The organism is Pseudovibrio sp. FO-BEG1 (assembly GCF_000236645.1).
Classification (GTDB): Bacteria; Pseudomonadota; Alphaproteobacteria; order Rhizobiales; family Stappiaceae; genus Pseudovibrio.
This window is the reverse complement of record NC_016642.1, coordinates 4,084,572-4,103,885: the sequence shown is the minus strand read 5'-3', so window position 1 is coordinate 4,103,885 and position 19,314 is coordinate 4,084,572. Positions and strand designations below refer to the sequence as shown.

Genomic DNA, 19,314 nt, shown 5'->3' with positions numbered 1-19,314 from the left:
TACATCTAATTTGTCAACTGAGTTGACAGAATCAATATTGGGTGGTTTGGTGAGGATATGGAAGAGCATGAGTTGAAGAAGCGGTCTGGGCTTGCTCAAACCTAATTTGGAGGCGTGGATGAGTGTTTGGAGTGCGGTTGGGCTTGTGGTTCTGGTGCTTGCGGTGGGGCTTGGCTACACTGCGCAGCGTTTGATGCGTCTGCAGGGGCCGATCCAGGGTGAGGTGATTGATAAGGTGCAGCGGGATCAGGCAGCCTTGTTGGTGCTGGATATGCAGGAAGACTTCACTCAGAACACCAAGGCGCGGCAGTGGCCGATGTCGTTTGTTGATGAACGGATTGAGCGGATTAACAGGTTGGCGGCAGAGGCGCAGGCTCGGGGTGAGGCTGTGATCACCACGCGGCTTATTTATGAAGGGAGCTACACCAACTTCCTGATTGGTTTGCTTGGAGAGGGGCTAGGCACTAAAGGCTCAGAGGGATTGGTGTTGGACAAGCGACTTAGTTTTCAGCCGGATGCGGATATTGTGAAGAGTGTGGGGGATGCGTTTGCTAGTGAGGAGCTGGTGGCATTACTTGAAAAGCATAATGTGGGGCGATTGAAGATTGCCGGGCTTGATGGGTGTTACTGTGTGAAGAGCACGGCACTTGGGGCGTTGGGCCGAGGCTATGAGGTGGAGCTGGTGGAAGACGCTGTGCTCTCCATTGATCCGAAGGCCTGGGAAGGTTGCCGGACAGAGTTGGCTGGAAAGGGCGTGCGAATGGTGAAGTCGGTGGAGCTTGCAGAGACCCACTGATGCAGTTTGCCTAGATATGCTGTAGGTCTCTGATTTATCTTTAGTGTGCCTGTTGCACATTATTAACATGCGCACTACATGTGCTCTGGAAAAGTCTGCGTCCCGCGCAGGCTTTTTTGTTTGTCTGTCCAAGCGGCAAGTCCGGTTGTGGATGAATGCGGATGGGCAGAATGCTGGTATATTATGCTGCCTACTAGATATTGGGTGTTTTGCCGTTTCAAGACATAGTGCCTCAAAATATACACATTTGCCTTGGGGATTAATGCGGGAAAGGCTGTGGGTATATTGTTTAGATTGCTGCGTAATGTGCTATGGGTCTGTCTCCCAACAATAAAAGAGCAAACAGGAATAGCATGGCAGACGTTGAGTGCATCGTAATCGGTGCAGGAGTTGTAGGCTTGAGCGCGGCATATGAACTGGCGCGCAGGGGACGAGAAGTTATTGTGCTGGAACAGCATGAGATCATCGGCTCCGAAATCAGTGCCCGTAACTCCGAAGTTGTCCATGCCGGGATTTACTATCCAAAAGATTCATTGAAATCAAAGGCTTGTGTGCAAGGTAAGGAGATGCTCTATTCCTTCTGTGAGGAATATGGTGTGCCTTATAAGCGCGTTGGCAAGCTGATTGTGGCGACTGAGGAAAGTCAGGTTTCCATGTTGGATGGCATTCGCGCACGCGCTGCCGCCAATGGTGTTGAAGATCTTTTGATGCTCAATGAAGCGCAGGCGCAGGGCTTTGAGCCGCATCTTGCGTGTAAGGGCGCCCTATTTTCTCCTTCCACAGGCATTGTGGATAGTCATGCGTACATGATGGCTCTTCAGGGTGGATTAGAAGCGCATGGTGGGCTTGTTGTTGTTGGGACAGAAGTCACTCAGATTGAAACCGGAATGCGTCCAAGTGAGTTGATGGGCGCCGACATTCTGGTGGAAGAAGATCTGGAAGCGGCTGATGAGCATATGGATGATGAAGAGCACGAGGAGTTTGCGGCCAAGAACTTCAAAGGCGACGGCTTCACCGTTCTTATGAAGGATGGCTATGCGATCACCTGCCACGAGCTGGTTATTGCGGCGGGTCTGCATTCCAACAAGATGCTCTCCAAGCTGGCGGGGCATATGCGCCGCGAAGTGCCAAAGCTCTACTACGCCAAAGGCAATTACTTCAGTCTTCCAGGCGATGCGCCGTTCTCTCATCTTATCTATCCTGTGCCAGAGCCGGGCGGACTTGGTGTTCACCTGACGCTCGATATGGGCAATCAGGCGCGGTTTGGGCCTGATGTGGAGTGGATCGACGAGATTGATTATGAGGTGAATGAAGCGCGCAGTGAGCGGTTCTATTCTGAAATCCGCAAGTACTACCCGGATCTGGCAGATGGCAGTTTGCAGGCAGACTATTCCGGCATTCGCCCGAAGCTGGTGCCTGCGGGTGCGGAAGCGGCTGACTTTGCGATCTGGGGTGAAGAGACACACGGTATTCCGGGTCTGCTGGCTTACATGGGCATTGAAAGTCCGGGCCTGACCAGTTCTCTGGCTCTGGGTTCCATGGGCGCTGATCGTCTGATCGGCGCGTGATCCATTCCTTATAATCCTCTCGAAAATGCTAGGGAAATGTAGGCGTTCCGTGCCTTAAGCTGCTCTTTTGATGTGTGGAAGAGCAGGTGCCCCATGAAGCTGAGCCGTCGAGACTTTGTGAAAACCAGCGCAAGCGGCGGGCTTGCGGCAGGTGCGGCGACATTCATTGCGGGAAATGCCGGGGCGCAACAATCACAGCCCGTTCTCCCTCCAGCTTCCGTTCCTCCTGAAACCGGCTGCGCCAAGTCTTTGCTTGGGGCAGGTGTTGCCAAACCAGATTACACGCTGGTCGTGGATGAAAAGCCTTATTCGCAATATGGGGTTGATCTGCAGGGCATGCTGGTTGGGGGCACATGGCCGGGCACGCCCATCCGCTACACAGAAGGGGATATGTTCCGGGTGCTCATCAACAACCGGATGACCCAGCCAACCTGCATTCATTGGCATGGTATTTTGCTTCCGTCCCTGCAGGATGGTGTACCTGAGATTGCACAGTTGCCGATTGAGGCCGGAACCTCGCAGTACTATGAATTCCCGTTGGTTCAGCAGGGCAGCTACTATTATCATTCTCACCTTGGTGTGCAGGAGCAGTATGGGCTTCTTGGTCCGCTTATCATTGATCCCAAGGACAATCCGTATTCCTATGATTATGATGAAGCTTTGATGTTCAGCGATATCCCCCCGGCAGAGGGGAAGGAAATTATTGAAGAGCTCAGAAGTGGGCGGCATCGGCCCGAGATCAAGGATGCCTATGAACCACCGAACACCAAAGACTTTGATATTGATGTTGTAAATGTTGGCTATACGCTGAATGGGCAGCCGAACTCTAAGCCGTGGACGCTGACTGTCAAAAAAGGCTCACGGTTGCGGCTGCGATTGATCAACTCTTCCGGCAGCTCGTTCTTTCGCATTTCCATTGATGGGTTGAAGTTTTCTGTCATCGAGGTGGATGGCAACCGGGTAAAGCCCATTGAAGGGCAGAATGTCATTGTGCCGACCTCTGCGCGCTATGATGTGCTGGTTGATGTGCCAGACAGTGGCAGTTACACGATCCATGCCGCAGCCTTAGGTGATGACAAGCAGTGCCTTGGAGTTATTCACACTGATGATGCGCAGGTATCTGTGAATGACAAACGGCCCACATTTGATGGGGTGACGGTTGATTTCCGGAGTTTGCAATCGCTCAATCCATCCGGTTTCGGTCGCAAGGTTGACCGGGTTTATGATGTGCTTCTTTCCGGCAAGATGAAGAAGTACGAGTGGATGATGAACAACCATTATTGGCCGGAGCCATTTGCTGGTCCTCATCCAGAAAAAACATATCTGGACATTCAGCAGGGAGAGGTGGTTCAGCTGCGCATGATCAACCGCTCACCGATGTCTCACCCGATGCATTTGCACGGCCATACCTTCCGCGTGCTTGGCAGTGCCGATGATGATTTTGCTCCGATTATGGATGCGGTCTGGGTGCCGAAAGGGGAGACGGTGACCATTGAATTTCTGGCCAACAATCCCGGCATGTGGGCGTACCACTGTCACAACATCTGGCATCTTGCCGTCGGCATGATGCAGCCGGTGCGCTACGTGGTGGATGAGCGTGAGTTGCTGAGGCAATAACCTGCGGTTTTTAATGGGCTAGAGCTTTGGATGTGTTCACGCTGTTACTGATTTCAGCTGCGCATCACCAAGTTTGCTGCGTCTTCCTTTTGCCCGAAGTTTCGGGGAAAGGAAGAAATAATGAAAATCGGAAAGTTTATGAGTGTCTGTTTGCTGACACTGGGAGTTGCTCTGCCGAGTGCGCAGGCTGATATTTATTGGGCCGCTGAACCTGATAAGCTTGTTGGCAATGCTACCTTGAACTCGCGATCAAGTTTTACCGGTCCAACCGTTCGGCAAGTGTTGAGCGAGTCCTACAATACCAACATTCAACGTGCTTATCGCAATGCGGAAGGAACTGACGGTTTGTACCTGCGCCTGCGTGATGAGAACGGCGTGTGGCATCCCGGCGGAACCCCATCTGCAACTCATATTACCGTCGAGCTGTGGGATCGGGGATGGTATCAAACTACCTGTCATGTTTATCCATTTCGCGAAAAGAAGGATCGCAGGTTCTTTTTCACGACTTGCTGATGGCCAAGCTCATCTGTGGAAGTGAGTGCCAGCCCTTGTAGTGCGTAACTGCGGGGCTGGTTGGTTAGAACGGTGCAATCTCATCTCCCAGCCATTTCAGGAAGTCTTTTATCGCTGCTTCATCGCGTTTGCAGTAGGACCATTTCAGGTGCTTCTGGGCTGTTATGAAACCAGCCTGCTTGAGGATGTCCAGATGCCTGCTGGCTGTGGGTTGGGCAATGCCTAAAGCTTCTGCAATCAATGTCATGCACACGCCAAACTCAACCGGATCAGCGGATTGCTGATGGCTGAAGTGTTTTTGAGGCTCTGTGAGGAGGCGCAGAACTTTCAGTCTCGGCTCGCTGGAGATGGCCTTTATTTGTATTGCTCTTTCCATTTGAATATTCATATAGTCATTTAGCTAAATGTCAATGTGGGTCGTGTTATGCTTGAACTTCCATATACCTCCAACATTCATGGGAATGCCGTGCGCTGGGGCAAGGTGGGCGATGGGCCGCCGTTGGTGGCTGTTCACGGAACACCCTTTTCATCTCAGGTCTGGCGCAGAGTTGTGCCCCATATCATGGACCGCAGAACGGTCTACTATTTTGATCTGGTAGGCTATGGTCTTTCTGAAATGCGTGAAGGGCAGGATGTTTCTCTGGGGATGCAGAATAAGGTGTTGGCAGCTCTGTTTGAAGAGTGGGGTCTGACGCGTCCTGATGTGCTGGCGCATGATTTTGGCGGAGCAACGGCTTTGCGAGCCTATTATCTGGATGGCTTGCGTTATGGATCACTGACAATTTTTGATGCTGTTGCGCTGGCGCCCTGGGGCTCGCCACTGGTTCAACATGTTCGCAAGCATACAGCTGCCTTTGCTGAGATGCCGGAGTATATGCATAAGGCGATGTTGCGTGCTTACCTGCAAACTGCCGCGCATAATGAGCTTTCTGAAGAGGCGTTGGAGATTTATAGCGCGCCGTGGACTGGCCCGGTTGGTCAGCCCGCGTTTTACCGGCAGATTGCACAGATGGACCAAAAGTACACGGATGAGGTTGAGCCGCTTTATGGACCTTTGGATTGTCCGGTTTCAGTTCTCTGGGGTGCTTGTGATGAGTGGATTCCTCCTCAGAAAGGGGAGGCGCTCGCGCAGTCCTTATCTGGCCAAGCGTGTCAGTTGATCTCTGAGGCAGGGCATCTGGTTCAGGAAGATCGGCCAGAAGTTATCGTTGCTGCGGTTTTGAAGCAGATCTCTGATCATGTCAGATAGCGAGTAGTGAAGGTTTACCCCGCAGCCTGATGCTGCGGGGTGGTTTTGTCAGCGATTGTCGAGCTGGCTGCGGACGCGGGAGAGACCCAGTTTGGTGATCCGGTATGGACGGCCTCCTTTGGAGGAGATCAGGCGCCGGTACTTCAGCTTTCTGAAGATGTGTTCAGAAAGGCCGGCGTAGTACCATCCGTCGCGGGTGATGCAGTTCATTTCTTCCAGAGTGCCATCGTCGTCGCGGCGCAATTCAATGCAGCCGCCTTGTGCCAGCACATGCAAAATGCGCTGTTCAGCTTTCGAAATATCCATTGATGTCTTTGAGTTTTGAAGATGCACTTATCTCGTCTGCCCGCTCATGCGGTCAGTGAGGTTGGTTTCTATGTGCATGCCCTGTCTAACTTCGACAGGGCTTTACCGGGACTCTTGTCGAGCTCGCATCAAAACTCCATTGATTGATGGCCGCCTTATAGGCAAGGGCGCATTGTGATGCAAGGGAAGTGAGGAGGCGTGCTGCGCAGAGCTGAGCGAGTGTTGCAGATTTGCGCATGTGTGGGTGTCGCCGGGTGGTTTTGTTGGGTTTAAGTAATGTGAGGGTGCATTTTCGGGGATGCGCTCTAAGTCTATTGAGTAGTTCCTTGCAGAATGTGCTAGGGGAACTACGTAGCGCATATGTGGCGGTTCACAGATACCGCCGTCCTGATCTGAATGAGACTTAGATGACTGATGATATCTCCGTAATCCTGCTTTGGCCGGGGCTTTTGAATCCGTTTGCGATCCTGATCGCCGCTTATATGGGTTACTATTCCAATCAGAGAGCAAAGATCTTCATTGCCGGATTTGCTGCAGCTGCGCTGAGCCTGTTTTTGGAAGGTGCGATCAAGCTGGTGGGGATTCCGATGCCGTGGAACCCGGAGGTTGGTCCGCTGGCGCTGTTTCCGTTCCGCTTTGCAACGGGCCTGATTGTAAGTGCTATTGCTATGAAAATTGGGGCACGCCGTCGCCGCGCAAAGTGATGGGTGAGGGCGCTGACTTCAGCGTGGGTCAAGCTTGGTACGTCTGAAGATGACTTTCTACAGGCTTCTCCCCGAAATTTAGGCACTCTGCGCAAAAAACGGGCGAAGATTCACTTGCCATTGCGGGGTTGATGGCCTACCCAACACCATTGAGAAATTAGGTGGTCTTCGTGGCCGTGCATTTGCGTGGCCGATTTTTATGCGAAGACTTTAACGAACACAGGATATTGATCGCATGACGCTTGTCGATACGCGGACGCCAGACCCGAAGAAATTCATTAAGGGTGCAACAGGCGACTGGGAAATCGTAATCGGCATGGAGGTTCACGCTCAGGTGACCTCTGAGGCCAAGCTTTTCTCGGGCGCTTCCACCAGCTTTGGCAGCGATCCGAATAATAATGTGAGCTTGGTTGATGCAGCGATGCCGGGCATGCTGCCAGTGATCAACGAAGAGTGTGTGCGTCAGGCGATCCGTACCGGTCTTGGCCTGAAAGCAGAGATCAATCTGAAGTCCGTTTTTGACCGCAAAAACTACTTCTACCCAGATCTGCCGCAGGGCTACCAGATCTCCCAGTTCAAACAGCCGATCGTTGGTGAAGGCACCATCCATCTGGATATGAAGGACGGGGAGCAGGTTGAAGTGGGCGTTGAGCGTCTGCACCTGGAGCAGGATGCGGGTAAATCCCTGCATGACCAGCACCCAACCATGTCTTTCGTGGACCTGAACCGTTCTGGCGTGGCGCTGATGGAAATTGTTTCCAAGCCGGACATTCGCTCCGCTGACGAAGCAAAAGCGTACCTGACCAAGCTGCGCACCATTCTGCGTTACCTCGGCACTTGTGACGGCAACATGGACCAGGGTTCTATGCGTGCGGACGTGAACGTTTCTGTTCGCAAGCCAGGCGGCGAGTTCGGTACGCGCTGTGAGATCAAGAACGTGAACTCCATCCGTTTCGTTGGTCAGGCGATTGAATATGAAGCACGTCGTCAGATCGGTATTCTGGAAGATGGTGGCGAGATCGATCAGGAAACACGCCTGTTTGATAGCGTGAAGGGCGAGACCCGTTCCATGCGCTCTAAAGAAGAAGCGCATGATTACCGCTACTTCCCAGACCCTGACCTGCTTCCGCTTGAGTTCACTCAGGCACTGGTTGATGAAATGTCTGCGAACCTGCCAGAGCTGCCGGATGAGAAGAAGGCACGTTACATCAACGAATTTGGCCTGACACCATACGACGCTGACATTCTGGTTGCTGAGCGCGTTTCCTGTGACTTCTTTGAGGAAGTTGCGAAGGGTCGTGATGCGAAGCTGGCTGCAAACTGGGTGATCAACGATACCTTTGGCCGCCTGAACAAAGAAGGTCTGGACGTTACCACCAGCCCGATCTCTTCTGAGCAGCTGGGTAAGATCATTGATCTGATCAAGGCAGGCACCATTTCCGGTAAGATCGCGAAGGACCTCTTTGAGATCGTTTGGACTGAAGGTGGTGACCCAGCGCAGATCGTTGAAGATCGCGGCATGAAGCAGGTGACTGACCTTGGTGCGATTGAAGGCATCGTGGATGAGATCCTCGCAGCGAACGCTGACAAAGCAGAGCAGGCGAAAGAAAAGCCAGGCATGCTGGGTTGGTTCGTTGGTCAGGTGATGAAAGCGTCCAAGGGTAAAGCAAACCCACAGGCTGTATCTGACATGCTGAAAGCGAAGATCGGTCTGGAATAAGCCGGTTTTCCAGCTTTAAAGAATTCAAAGGCCCGCCGATCTGGCGGGCCTTTTTTGTTGCGAAAGCTAGTTCACATCAACCCAACTGCCGGATTTGTGGGAGCGGCGGGCAGCGTCGACCACTTTGGAGACTTCAAGACCGTCCTTGAAAGTCGGCCATTTAGTTTCGCCAGTTGCGATGGCCTCCAAAAAATCGCGAGCTTCAATGATCAGCTGATCCTGATAGCCGGTGCCGTGTCCGGGGCCGAGGCAGAAAGCGGCGTAATCCGGGTGATGCGGGTTGGTGAGGATCTTGCGGAAGCCGGATTGCTCCGGACCGTCTTTCATGCGGTAGAGCCAGAGTGCGTTCTGGTCTTCCTGATCAAACCGCAGCGCACCTTTGGTTCCCGTGATCTCATAGATGATGCCCATTTTCTTGCCCAGAGCCACGCGGCTGAAGAGCAGGTGGCCGGTGACACCATTTTCAAAGGTGCACATGAACTGGGCGACATCATCATTGGTGACTTGCTCGACGATGTTGGGCGCGCATTGGGAAGGGCGGGATTTGAAGACGGTTTCGATCTGAGCATTCACGCTTTTGATTGCGCCGACCAGAACATGGGCGCAGTTGATCATGTGAGGGGAGAGGTCTCCCATGGTGCCGTTGGCATCTCCGCTGGAGCGCCATGTTGCTGGAGCATTCGGGTCTGCGAAAAAGTCTTCTGTATGTTCTCCGCGAAAGAAGGTGATGTCGCCAATGATCCCATCTTTGATAAGTTTGAGGGCCAGTTGGGTTGCCGGGGTGCGGATGTAGTTGAAGCCCACCATATTAATCTGGCCGGATTCTTCTGCGGCTTGTGCCATAGCAGTGGCATCAGACAGGCTGGCGCCGAGCGGTTTTTCGCAGAGGACCGGTTTGCCGAGCCGGAATGCTTCAAGGGCAATTTCTCTATGGGTGGTCTGAGGGCTGGCGATGACGATTGCTTCTACATGCGGATCGTTGACCAGTGTGCGCCAATCGCTGGTGGCGCGTGCAAACCCGAATTGTCTGGCTTTGTCCTCCGCTCCGTCTTCGGTGGTGGTGCAGATCATCTCCAGACGGGTGCGCAGCTTGGTGTCAAACACGGCACCGGCTGCGTTTAATGCCACCGCATGCAGCTTTCCCATATACCCGCCGCCGATCAGACCGATGCCAATTTTCATAGGGCCTCCTTCAGAACCTATGAAAAGGGTAGGGGGAGTGCCTTAAAAACTGCTCAGAGAAACTGATAAGAATGCGTGTTGTTCTGTGTAAGCATTACTGCCGTAGCGGCAATAGATAGCGCCGCGCCCAAGAAAAGTTGACTGGATATCATCTGAATTTGAGTGTCTGGGGTTTGCCAAGAATAGTCAGATCACAGCCTATGCAGGCAAAGAAGTTGACGAAGAGACGCGATTGCTTTTGGTGGGTTTGGGGTTAGAGCGTGGTGAAAACGTGTCGCCTGAATAAGTTGCCCCTAATATCTCAGTAATTCTAATGGTTTAGAGATGTTTCACAGGGTTAATTTTCGCTGTGAATCATCACCTCTCCGCCTAGCCACGACCACATCTCCGCCTTATTACGCTACGATAAACTTCAGGTGATCGGGCGTTATGGAGACTTGTCTGGTCTGAGATCTAGGCTCTGCTAGAACTTATAGTTGCGCAGTGTATGCGAACACTGCACTTTGTTGTATTTGAAACCTTGGGGGCGTCTCGTTGCTTAATCAACGAAGTAGTTTTCTTTCCAATATCGCTGTATTAGGCGTCATTTGCTCCAGTGTTGGGTTTGGGGCTTTCGCTTCTTCTGCAGCTGCTGGTGCAAGCGAAAGCTCTCAGTCTCAGATGCCATTTACCTTTGGCGCACTCGTGGCAAAGATGAAGGCACAGGCGCAGGAAGCCTATACAGAACCATCCGGAGAATTGCCGGAAGCGCTGGCTGCATTGAAGTACGATGGTTATCGGAAAATTGCCTATAAGCGTGACCGCAGCAAATGGAAGGACACCGAGAATTTCCGTGTTCATGCTTTCCATCCGGGTTGGCTGTTCAAAAATCCTCTGAAAATTCATGAGGTAAAAGAGGGCGCGGCTCAGCCATTTGTGTTTGAAGCTGCTGACTTTGACTATCAGGATGCAGAACTGACCGCATCTCTGAGCGATGTTTCTTTTCCCGGCGTGGCTGGATTCCGCCTGCTGAACCCACTGAATGTGGAAGGGCGGATGGATGAACTGGTGGCGTTTTTGGGCGCCAGCTACTTCCGTGCTTTGGGTGCCGGCAATGTTTATGGCTTGTCTGCCCGTGCGCTTGCTATTGATACAGCCAGCGGCAAGCCGGAGGAGTTTCCGAACTTCACCGCATTTTACCTTGGCAAGCCGGTTGAGGGTTCCGACAAGGTGACTGTGTGGGCGGAACTTGATAGCCCGAGTGTTACAGGTGCGTATCAGTTTGTCTTTGAACCTGGCCAGCAGACAGAAGTGGATGTGACTGCACATCTGTTCTTCCGCAGTGATGTGGAGCGGCTTGGGATTGCACCACTAACCTCCATGTACCTTTACGGTGAAAACGACCGTGTCGGGTTTGATGACTTCAGACCTGAGGTGCATGACAGTGATGGCCTGAAGCTGCGTTTTGCCAATGGCAAGACCTCCTGGCGGCCACTTTCCAACCCGGATAATCTGCAGCTTTCCTTCATTGGAGCACGTTCTCCAGCAGGGTTCGGCTTGATGCAGCGCGATAAAAATCTTGAGAATTATCAAGATCTTGAAGCGCGCTATGACAAGCGTCCAAGCCTTTGGATCGAGCCTCTTGGTGACTGGGGTTCCGGTGCTGTGATGCTTGCAGAAATTCCAACCGATCAGGAAATCAACGACAACATTGTTGCCTTCTGGTCGCCAAATGAAGCGGTGAAAGCCGGTGATGAACTCTCGTTCCACTACAAGATGTACTGGGGTGATGAAGTTGGTCGTTCTGAGCAGATGCTGATGCCGATTACCCAGACCCGTTCTGGTAAAGCAGGCCATTCAGCTTCTGAAGAGAACTCGCTGACCCGCAAGTTTGTGGTGGACTTTGATGCCTCTTTGTTTGCTGAAAGCGGATTGAATGGGGAGCAGCTTGTACGCGCTAAACCATTTATCGAAAACGCTGCTTTAAACGGCACAGTAGACTTTGCGGACGTTCGCTACATTGAAGAACTGGGTGTTTATCGTGTGTTTCTTGATGTTTCCCGCGATGACCTTGAAATCCCGGTTGAGTTACGCCTTCAGCTGACTGACGGCGAAAAAGCAGTTTCCGAAGAGTGGCTTTACCAGTGGGGGTGGAGCTCATGAGACCTATGAAATCTGAACTATTTTCTACACACGTTAACCTGAGCAGCGGCCCTGTTGCACCGCTTGCCATGCCAATACAGGACCTTTCTGCCGGTGACAGCTGGTTTGTTCTGATCTGGCGCCGCCTGCGGTTTGGGCGCAGCTACTCAGCTTTGCCAGGCAAGCGGACGAGTTTGCGAAAAGCCATTTCCACCTTCTCGGAGCGGTAATCCATGGATAAGCCGTTTCGCGACGGGGTAGGGCACCGCCGGGCTGCGGCTTTTGTCTTCTGTCTTGCATTGTCCCTCAGCTTTACAGGGTTGTTTTATGCAGCCCTGAGCGCTGATCACCTCAACATCTATGAGGTGGTTCGGATCGCGCTGCTGTTCATCAGCACGCTCTGGCTTTCCTGGGGTGGGGCAACTGTTTTGCTGGGCCTTCTTTATGGCCGCTCTGTTAAGCCTCTTGATGCTGATCCGCGCGCTCTGCCAGCTTCTGCCACTGCAATTCTGATGCCGATCTATCACGAGGATGCGCCTGAAGTTGCTGCGCGCCTTGCTGCCATGATGGATGATTTGCGCGCGAAGAATGCAACACACCTGTTTCACTGGCATGTGCTTTCTGACAGCCGCAATGATGAGATTGCGGTGCAGGAAGAACAGGTTGTTCGTCAACTGGTTGCGCGTTATCCGGAGCAAAAGATCTTCTACCGCCGCCGGACTGATAACCATGGTCGGAAGGCCGGGAATGTGGCCGAGTTTGTGCAGCGTTGTGGTGGTGCCTACCGTTACATGGTGGTGCTGGACGCGGACAGCCTGATGCGTGCTGACACATTGGTGCACATGGTTGGCCGTATGGAAGCGGAGCCAAACCTTGGCCTGCTGCAGACCGTGCCGATGCTGGTTGGTTTGAAAAGCTATTTTGGCCGTAGCCTGATGTTTGCCTCTGGCATGTTTGGCCGGGCCTATGCCTTTGGCCTTGCTGCCATGCAGGGCGAGTGTGGACCTTTCTGGGGTCACAACGCCATCATCCGTACTCGTGCGTTTGCCTCCAGCTGTGGTTTGCCGGAGCTGGATGATACAGCGGCGTTTGGTGGACACATCCTGAGCCATGATAGTGTGGAAGCGGTGCTTCTGGCCCGTGCCGGCTGGCAGGTGGAGTGTGATCCGCGGATCACCGGTTCTTATGAGGCCGCGCCCGAGAATATTCTTGGCTACGCGGCGCGTGACCGGCGCTGGTGTCAGGGCAACCTGCAGCACTCCCGCGTGATTGGCGCGCGTGCTTTGAAGCCATGGGGCCGGTTCTCCCTGATGCTTGGCATCATGTCTTACCTGAGCTCCCCGGTCTGGGCTGCGTTTTTGCTGGCCAGCCTGTTTGCTCCGCTGGATCTGCCTGTGCTGGAAGCTTACACCTTTAAGAACCATCTGCCGGTTCTGGGCCACATACCCATGAGTGCGGCGTATGAGGGTGCAGCTCTGTTGTTTGGTGTTGTTGCGCTGCTGGTGCTGCCAAAGACGCTTGTTGTTTTGAAGGAAGTGTTTTTGGGTGATCAGACAACCTCTCGCAAAGGTGTTCTGGGCGGTTTTGTCGAGCTGATCAGCTCTGCGGTTTTTGCTCCGGTTCTGATGGTGTTCCAGTGTCGCTCTGTGTTTGAGGTTCTGATGGGCCGTGACAGCGGATGGACCAATGCTCACCGTGATGCTGCGCGCCTTCCGCTACTGGAATGTTTGCGGTCTGTTTGGTGGGTGAGCGTGATTGGTGCGCTGGCCATGGGCCTGAGCTGGATTGGTGAAGCCGCGCTGTGGCTGTGGGTGATGCCGGTTGCGCTGCCGATGCTGCTGGCACCGTTCATCATCTGGGCAAGCTCATACAATGTGGGCAGTCGTGCTGCCGAGCGTTTGGGGTTTGTGCTTTCCTCTGATCAGAAGGGCGCGGCCCAACTGCTCGCCCATGTGGAAAAATACTCCGCAGATCTTAGGGTATAACCCGTTCATTTGTGCTTTGAGGGCCACATCCACCAGCTGAGCAGCTGGTATGTGGCCCTCTTTGTATCTGGCGTTTTGTCTTGTGTTTAAGCTTCCGGTCTGGGTCTCCATGGGGGATGAGTGAATGCCGGAAGAGACAGTTTCAACCCGCTTTTGGTGGCGACCGGCGGGCGTTGTTGTTCTGATTGCAGGCTACTTGCTGCTGCATTTGCTTTTGCGCGGCTACTTCTCTCCCACACTCAGCACGGATGACATGTTTGAGAACGTGTTTGTGCAGGAGCTGAAGCTTGGCTATCAGGTGCGCCAGCCTCCCGTTTACGAATGGCTGCTTTATGGCGTGCAGAAGATCTTCGGCCCGACCATCTGGAGCTTTCTGGTTCTCAAGTATTCGCTGGTGTTATGTTTTGCGTTGTTTCTTTACGGCGTGGCACGGCAGGCCATTGCCAATGAGAAGCTGGCGGCTTTGGCGGTGTTCTCCTGGGTGGCGTTCTACCAGATCGGCTTCAACCTGCATGAGGGGGTGACCCACACAGCGGTGCTGATGGCCGCCTCCGCCGCCACCGTTTACTGCTTCCTTTGGATGCTGCGGGACAAGACGGTTGGGGCGGCGGTGTGTCTGGGGCTTGCTGTTGGTTTGGGGATGCTCTCAAAGCACTCTTACGTTCTGGTGCCTGCTGCGATGTTTTTGGCCGCCTTAAGTGATCGTTACTGGCGCGGGCAGATACGGCTGCCGTTGCTGGTGGCCTCCGGCGTGATCGCGGTGCTCATGTACAGCCCCTACCTCTATTGGGTTGTCAGCAGTGAGCAAGCTCTTGTCGGTTCTGCGCTCAACGTGATGCGGGAGGGAGAGCAGGGCAGTGATGTGACCCGCATCCTGACCGGCGAACTGCGCCTGCTTACCAGCCTGCTTGGCTTCTCCGCCCCGTTTCTGCCTCTGGTTCTGCTGCTGTTCTTCCCGGCGCTGTTTGGTAAGGGGAAGGTGAGGGAGCGTACTGCTTCTGATGCAGAGGTGTATCGCGTCGGCCAACTGCTGCAACGCGCACTGCTGATCTCGCTGGGATTGGCGTTTACGGGCGTTCTGCTCAGCGGTGCGCAATACATCAAAGAGCGCCACATGCATCCGGTGTTGCTGCTGTTGCCGCTGGTGATCTTCTTCCAGATTTCGCGCAGGACCTATGCGGCGCGATCGGTGAAAATCTACAGCAGCGTTCTGGCGGTGCTGGTCCTCGTCGTCCTCGGCATCCGCATCTCCGGCTTTCTGGCCCCCGACAAAAAAATGTGCGGCGGCTACTGCCGGCATATGAAACCTTATGAAGACCTCGGCGAGCAGCTCAAAGCGCTATTCCCGGAGGCTGCACAAGCAACCATCGTCTCTCTGGATGAATACACCGGCGGTAATCTGCGCGTCACCTTGCCAGACGCCCGCCACATCATCCAAAGCTTCCAACCCAGCACTGACCAACGCTCAGATTGCTTTATCGTCTGGGATATGGGCGACGATGGTACCAATCGCGGAATGCAAAGCGCGCTCAGCAGTGGCGGGTTTGCGTCCAGCAAAGCTCCGGCACATGACGAAACATTGCATTCCCACCAAATCGATGTGAGCTGGCCTCATTTGTGGAAGAAGGAGAACTTCCGTAAAACCACATTCGGGATCGCCAAAGTGGATAGCGATTCTGAAATTTGTCGCTAGTTCCTACGTGGTGTTTTGATGTTGAAGATACGTGTCGCCCGGCCTGAAGACCTTGAAGCTGTTGTGCAAATGATGAACGGAGGGGCCTCCTCCCAGCGTGTTCATCTGGAAAGCGATGAGATTGACACGTACCGACCAGCGTTCCTCGCCATCCAGCAAGCGGCAGATACCGATATTTATGTTGGCGAGCTGGACGAGGGCGAACCGGTTGCTACGTTTCAGCTGTCCTTTCTGATCGGGCTGGCCTTTAACGGCAAACCGCGCGGTCAGATTGAAAGCATGCATATCCGCTCTGATATGCGCGGTAAGGGGCTCGGTAAGGCGATGCTTTCACATGCAGTTGAGTTGGCGCGTGAAAAGGGCTGCTGTATGGTGCAGCTCACATCCAATAAGGAGCGTGCCGATGCGCACCGCTTTTATAAGAGCAACGGATTTGTGCCGACGCACGAAGGCTTCAAGCTGGTTTTCTAACTGTTAACTGGCAGCGACATCGAGTGTTTCCTGCTGGCCAGTTCTGAAATAAGTTTCGTATCTGACCGGCAGTGCCAATCCCTTACTTCCGCTTTTCTTCTATTCTTGTTATCAGGTGACCCATGGCCGCAACGCAGACCAAACCCATTGAGCTTTATTACTGGCCAACGCCAAATGGCTGGAAAATTTCAATCATGCTGGAAGAGCTGGGCGTTCCCTATGATCTGAAACTGGTGAACATTGGGCGCGGGGAACAGTTTGATCCTGAGTTTTTGAAGATTGCCCCAAACAATCGCATGCCTGCCATCGTTGACCCTGAAGGGCCAGGCGATGAACCCATTTCCATTTTTGAGTCCGGGGCTATCATGCAGTATCTGGGGCGCAAGTTTGACAGGTTCTACCCGTCTGACGAGCGCGGCCGCGTGGAAACTGAGGAATGGCTTATGTGGCAGATGGGCGGTTTTGGCCCCATGCTTGGTCAGAACCACCATTTCCGTATTTATGCGCCCGAGAAAATTGAATATGCCATGACCCGCTATTTCAATGAAACTCACCGGCTTTATGGGGTGCTCAACAAGCGGCTTGCGGATCGCTCCTACGTGGCCGCCGGAGAATACACGATTGCTGACATGGCGATTTTTGGCTGGTCTCATCGTTGGGAGCGTCAGGGCATGGATCTGGATGAGTTTCCGCATGTGAAAGCCTGGCGTGAGCGGTTGCTGGCGCGATCAGCTGTGGTGAAAGGGCTTGAGGTTGGCAAAGCAGAGGCTGACAGCTCCAATATTGCGGAGGACAAGCAGGCACAATCTGTGCTGTTCAACCAGCGCTGATACCTGCAACGATCAGCAGTTTTAAGCTTCAATCACGACACCGGCACTTTAAGTTGATTTGAACCGGCGTGTCGCCAAACTTAGGCTCTCGCAGAATGATAAATTGAAATCACTTGTGAATGGACCTTGATATGATGCGGGCTCAAAAAATACTGCTGACTTCCCTATTTCTGGCTGTTTGGGCGCTGATCTCTCCCGTTTCAGCGGCTTCTTTTGAAGATCCAAAGTTCAGCCTTGAACTGAGAGATGCCAATGGCACGAAAACACTTGGTGAGGCTTTCACCAAAGGGCCAGCTATCTTGCATTTCTGGGCGACATGGTGTCCAAACTGCCGCGTTGAACTTCCGGCGATGGAGCGCTTCGAAGATGAGCTGAAAGCGCAAGGGCTCGATGGCCAGTTTGTCGTGGTTGCGCTGGAAGATGTTCCTTATGGCCGTATTCAAAGCTTCCTGCAGGATCGTCTGGGTCTTGAGCGCTTTACCAGCTATCAGGCTGTCGATATGCAGGCGATGGGCACTGCGTTCCAGGTTGCGGCCATGCCCTACACAATCTTTCTGGATGAAAACGGCGGTGTTCTTGGTGGAATTCCAGGATCGCTGGAGTGGGATGCACCACAGATCCAAGAGACCTTTATCGGCCACCTTCAGGGCAAAGGCACCATTGCCTCAGGGAACTGAGTGTACATATGAGGTGAAGTCACCTCAGACTGATAATGCGCCTATTTGGAGCCCGGCATGTTCGGGCTCTTTTTCATGCGGCTTGTGAGCGCTTCCATTGTGATGTCGATGGCGGGGAAGATTTGATCCAGCGGAGTTTCAAACTTGACCATCTGAATAATGCCTTCAAACGCCATCATGAAATAGTCCACCAGATGATCAATGTCTTCCGGCGTTTGCAGATCACTTTCAAATTTAACCAAACGCCTGCGAATTTCAGTAGCCCATTCAAGGCGCAGGGCGAGATATTCTTTTCCCAAAACGGGATCAAACCGGCCAATTTCTCCAATGGTCGACCAGTAAAGACTGCCTTCGATGCGGTTCTGCTCTTCGCAAAGCTCTGCAAAATCAGTCAACATCAGATACATGCAGGAATAGATATCGGCATACATGGCCGAACTGGAGCTGACCTGCTGACTGAACCGCATGAAGTACCAACGCATGGCCGGGGCGACGAGATCATGCTCTCCTTCGAACCTTTGCCTCAGCAGATCAGCATCAATATCAGCAGCTTCAGCCACTGCATCCATACTTGCGGCTTCGCGTCCCTTTCGCAGCAGTAGCTGGAAGGCAATCTTAAAAATCTCTTCCAGCCTATGCGGCGGGATTAAATCATCGGGATTCGTGTTGCTGGCCATGAACCGCTGAACCATCCTTAGATTTCTGCTCACGCAAACCAAAAGCAGATGCCATGCCTTTCTGGCATAATCTCGAAAAGTTCGTGCTCAGATGCCAGTCAGCAAGGTGTTCAAGGGCTTGTCCTTAGCATATAGCGGGAAAAGAACAGGAAACGAATGCTGCGAGATATGTCTCAATTTGTTGAGTTTTCGACGCTCAAGAGGGGAAAGGCTAGCGGCGTTGCCAATTGACGTTTTCGCAGAAGTTGAGGACGACTTTTTTGCAGCCTGTCATTCTTAAAAGACCGTTGGGCAGAAGGTGCAGATCTATGCGGACTTCGTATCCCCGCCGTGGGTCATACCCTTCTGCTTGCCATTTATTTTCACCAGCTGCTTTTATGTTCCAGAGGACTCTGAGGCCGAGAACTTTGCGTGTGCGTTTCGCGGTGTCGTGGTTTCGCAGATCCAATACGTCTTGTTGTCGTTGCCCATCAGGTGGCCTGAAGGACTGCAACCGTGCGCACATGGCTGTGCCGCACTGGGAAATGTTGATGATTGCTCCTTTTGCCGTTTGCCAGAGGCCGTGCAAATCGGAGCTATGGGCAGGAGCTGCCACCGGAGCCATGAAAAGAAAGAAGTAAAAGATGATGCCTGGACGGGTCATTTCCAACCTGTTTGCCTAATCACCTGCCTCAATCAAGGAGCAGGTGATTAGCTAACATAACAGGCCTGTCTCGGCTTGAGCCCTTTGAGCCTAAGGTAAATTTACTTTGTACGGGTCCAGGTGTCGCCTTTACAGAAGATCAGAACGCAGCCTTCAAGTTTTAGCTTGTTGTCAGAAACCAGTTCCATCTTACCAGAGTAGGTTTTGCCGTCTTCCGCGTTGTAAACTTTCCCTTTCCAGCTGTTTTTGCCATTTGGCTTCATACCAAGAATGGTTTTTGTACCGATCAGCGACCGATCACGCAGTTTCGGATCAGGGTTTTCGGTATCTTTGCGTGGCTTCTTCAACCAGACAATGTTGCCGCACAGATTGCCCCCACATTTGGAGATCTTGATTTTTGCAGTCCCATTAGCCCGCATCCAGGTGCCTGTTGCATCTGCAGCCAGAGCCGATGTGGTGAGGCCAAGCGAGAGCAGGGCGGCCAGAGATGTCTTCAAAAAGGGTGCTTTCATGGTTCCTCCCAAAACACTGAAGCTTTTAAGAATGACTTTACCTTATCGTA

Annotated in this window: 20 protein-coding genes; 14 read left to right on the top strand and 6 right to left on the bottom strand. The window is 53.0% G+C overall.

Translation table 11 applies throughout. The features are described from left to right. The first annotated feature begins 118 nt into the window (after positions 1-118). The 4 genes from PSE_RS18365 to PSE_RS18350 all read left to right on the top strand — a co-directional run bounded on the left by PSE_RS18365 (position 119) and on the right by PSE_RS18350 (position 4,494). Positions 119-796, top strand: a complete 678-nt coding sequence (locus tag PSE_RS18365) for a cysteine hydrolase family protein (RefSeq protein WP_014286217.1) — start codon at positions 119-121, stop codon at positions 794-796. Positions 797-1,149: 353 nt separating this feature from the next. After that, entirely contained in the window at positions 1,150-2,364 is a 1,215-nt protein-coding gene (locus tag PSE_RS18360; protein WP_041768666.1) for an NAD(P)/FAD-dependent oxidoreductase, read from the top strand. 93 nt (positions 2,365-2,457) lie between these two features. Further along, positions 2,458-3,981 carry a multicopper oxidase family protein gene (locus tag PSE_RS18355; protein ID WP_014286215.1) on the top strand — a complete coding sequence of 508 codons (1,524 nt, stop codon included), beginning with the start codon at positions 2,458-2,460 and terminating at the stop codon, positions 3,979-3,981. Between the two features lie 120 nt (positions 3,982-4,101). Beyond that, positions 4,102-4,494, top strand: a complete 393-nt coding sequence (locus tag PSE_RS18350) for a hypothetical protein (protein ID WP_041768665.1) — start codon at positions 4,102-4,104, stop codon at positions 4,492-4,494. 64 nt (positions 4,495-4,558) lie between these two features. On the opposite strand, the gene PSE_RS18345 is transcribed toward PSE_RS18350, so the two are convergent. After that, complete coding sequence (locus tag PSE_RS18345) at positions 4,559-4,870, bottom strand: helix-turn-helix transcriptional regulator (protein ID WP_014286214.1); 312 nt, start codon at positions 4,868-4,870, stop codon at positions 4,559-4,561. A 48-nt stretch (positions 4,871-4,918) separates the two neighbouring features. On the opposite strand from PSE_RS18345, the gene PSE_RS18340 reads away from it, so the two are divergent. After that, positions 4,919-5,743: an alpha/beta fold hydrolase gene (locus PSE_RS18340; RefSeq protein ID WP_014286213.1), complete on the top strand. Its 825-nt coding sequence runs from the start codon at positions 4,919-4,921 to the stop codon at positions 5,741-5,743. A gap of 48 nt (positions 5,744-5,791) precedes the next feature. Here PSE_RS18340 and PSE_RS18335 read toward each other — a convergent pair whose 3' ends face one another. Next, entirely contained in the window at positions 5,792-6,049 is a 258-nt protein-coding gene (locus tag PSE_RS18335) for a YjhX family toxin (RefSeq protein WP_014286212.1), read from the bottom strand. A gap of 407 nt (positions 6,050-6,456) precedes the next feature. Between PSE_RS18335 and PSE_RS18330 the strand changes: the two genes are divergently transcribed. Further along, entirely contained in the window at positions 6,457-6,753 is a 297-nt protein-coding gene (locus tag PSE_RS18330) for a hypothetical protein (protein WP_008552962.1), read from the top strand. 235 nt (positions 6,754-6,988) lie between these two features. Then, entirely contained in the window at positions 6,989-8,473 is a 1,485-nt protein-coding gene (gene gatB / locus PSE_RS18325) for an Asp-tRNA(Asn)/Glu-tRNA(Gln) amidotransferase subunit GatB (RefSeq protein ID WP_014286211.1), read from the top strand. Between the two features lie 66 nt (positions 8,474-8,539). Here gatB and PSE_RS18320 read toward each other — a convergent pair whose 3' ends face one another. Beyond that, a complete protein-coding gene (locus PSE_RS18320) occupies positions 8,540-9,655 on the bottom strand; it encodes a Gfo/Idh/MocA family protein (RefSeq protein ID WP_014286210.1) in 1,116 nt (371 codons plus the stop codon). 534 nt (positions 9,656-10,189) lie between these two features. On the opposite strand from PSE_RS18320, the gene PSE_RS18315 reads away from it, so the two are divergent. The 7 genes from PSE_RS18315 to PSE_RS18285 all read left to right on the top strand — a co-directional run bounded on the left by PSE_RS18315 (position 10,190) and on the right by PSE_RS18285 (position 17,432). Next, positions 10,190-11,797, top strand: coding sequence for a glucan biosynthesis protein (locus PSE_RS18315; protein ID WP_008552934.1), 1,608 nt, complete (start codon positions 10,190-10,192; stop codon positions 11,795-11,797). 5 nt (positions 11,798-11,802) lie between these two features. After that, positions 11,803-12,006 (top strand): hypothetical protein, encoded by a 204-nt coding sequence (locus PSE_RS18310; protein ID WP_014286209.1) that lies wholly within the window; start codon positions 11,803-11,805, stop codon positions 12,004-12,006. 3 nt (positions 12,007-12,009) lie between these two features. Continuing rightward, positions 12,010-13,761, top strand: coding sequence for a glucans biosynthesis glucosyltransferase MdoH (gene mdoH, locus PSE_RS18305; RefSeq protein ID WP_014286208.1), 1,752 nt, complete (start codon positions 12,010-12,012; stop codon positions 13,759-13,761). A 124-nt stretch (positions 13,762-13,885) separates the two neighbouring features. After that, positions 13,886-15,454, top strand: a complete 1,569-nt coding sequence (locus tag PSE_RS18300) for a glycosyltransferase family 39 protein (protein ID WP_014286207.1) — start codon at positions 13,886-13,888, stop codon at positions 15,452-15,454. 18 nt (positions 15,455-15,472) lie between these two features. Then, positions 15,473-15,925, top strand: a complete 453-nt coding sequence (locus PSE_RS18295; protein ID WP_014286206.1) for a GNAT family N-acetyltransferase — start codon at positions 15,473-15,475, stop codon at positions 15,923-15,925. A gap of 122 nt (positions 15,926-16,047) precedes the next feature. Further along, the gene (locus tag PSE_RS18290; protein ID WP_014286205.1) at positions 16,048-16,755 is read left to right on the top strand and encodes a glutathione S-transferase N-terminal domain-containing protein; all 708 of its coding nucleotides are present in this window, start codon (positions 16,048-16,050) and stop codon (positions 16,753-16,755) included. A gap of 131 nt (positions 16,756-16,886) precedes the next feature. Beyond that, complete coding sequence (locus tag PSE_RS18285; protein WP_208997985.1) at positions 16,887-17,432, top strand: TlpA disulfide reductase family protein; 546 nt, start codon at positions 16,887-16,889, stop codon at positions 17,430-17,432. A gap of 41 nt (positions 17,433-17,473) precedes the next feature. On the opposite strand, the gene PSE_RS18280 is transcribed toward PSE_RS18285, so the two are convergent. The 3 genes from PSE_RS18280 to PSE_RS18270 form a co-directional block, all read right to left on the bottom strand. Then, a complete protein-coding gene (locus tag PSE_RS18280) occupies positions 17,474-18,109 on the bottom strand; it encodes a TetR/AcrR family transcriptional regulator (RefSeq protein ID WP_208997984.1) in 636 nt (211 codons plus the stop codon). Positions 18,110-18,320: 211 nt separating this feature from the next. Further along, entirely contained in the window at positions 18,321-18,752 is a 432-nt protein-coding gene (locus PSE_RS18275) for a DUF2147 domain-containing protein (protein ID WP_014286202.1), read from the bottom strand. A 101-nt stretch (positions 18,753-18,853) separates the two neighbouring features. Then, positions 18,854-19,264 (bottom strand): DUF2147 domain-containing protein, encoded by a 411-nt coding sequence (locus PSE_RS18270; protein ID WP_008552976.1) that lies wholly within the window; start codon positions 19,262-19,264, stop codon positions 18,854-18,856. Positions 19,265-19,314: the final 50 nt, after the last annotated feature.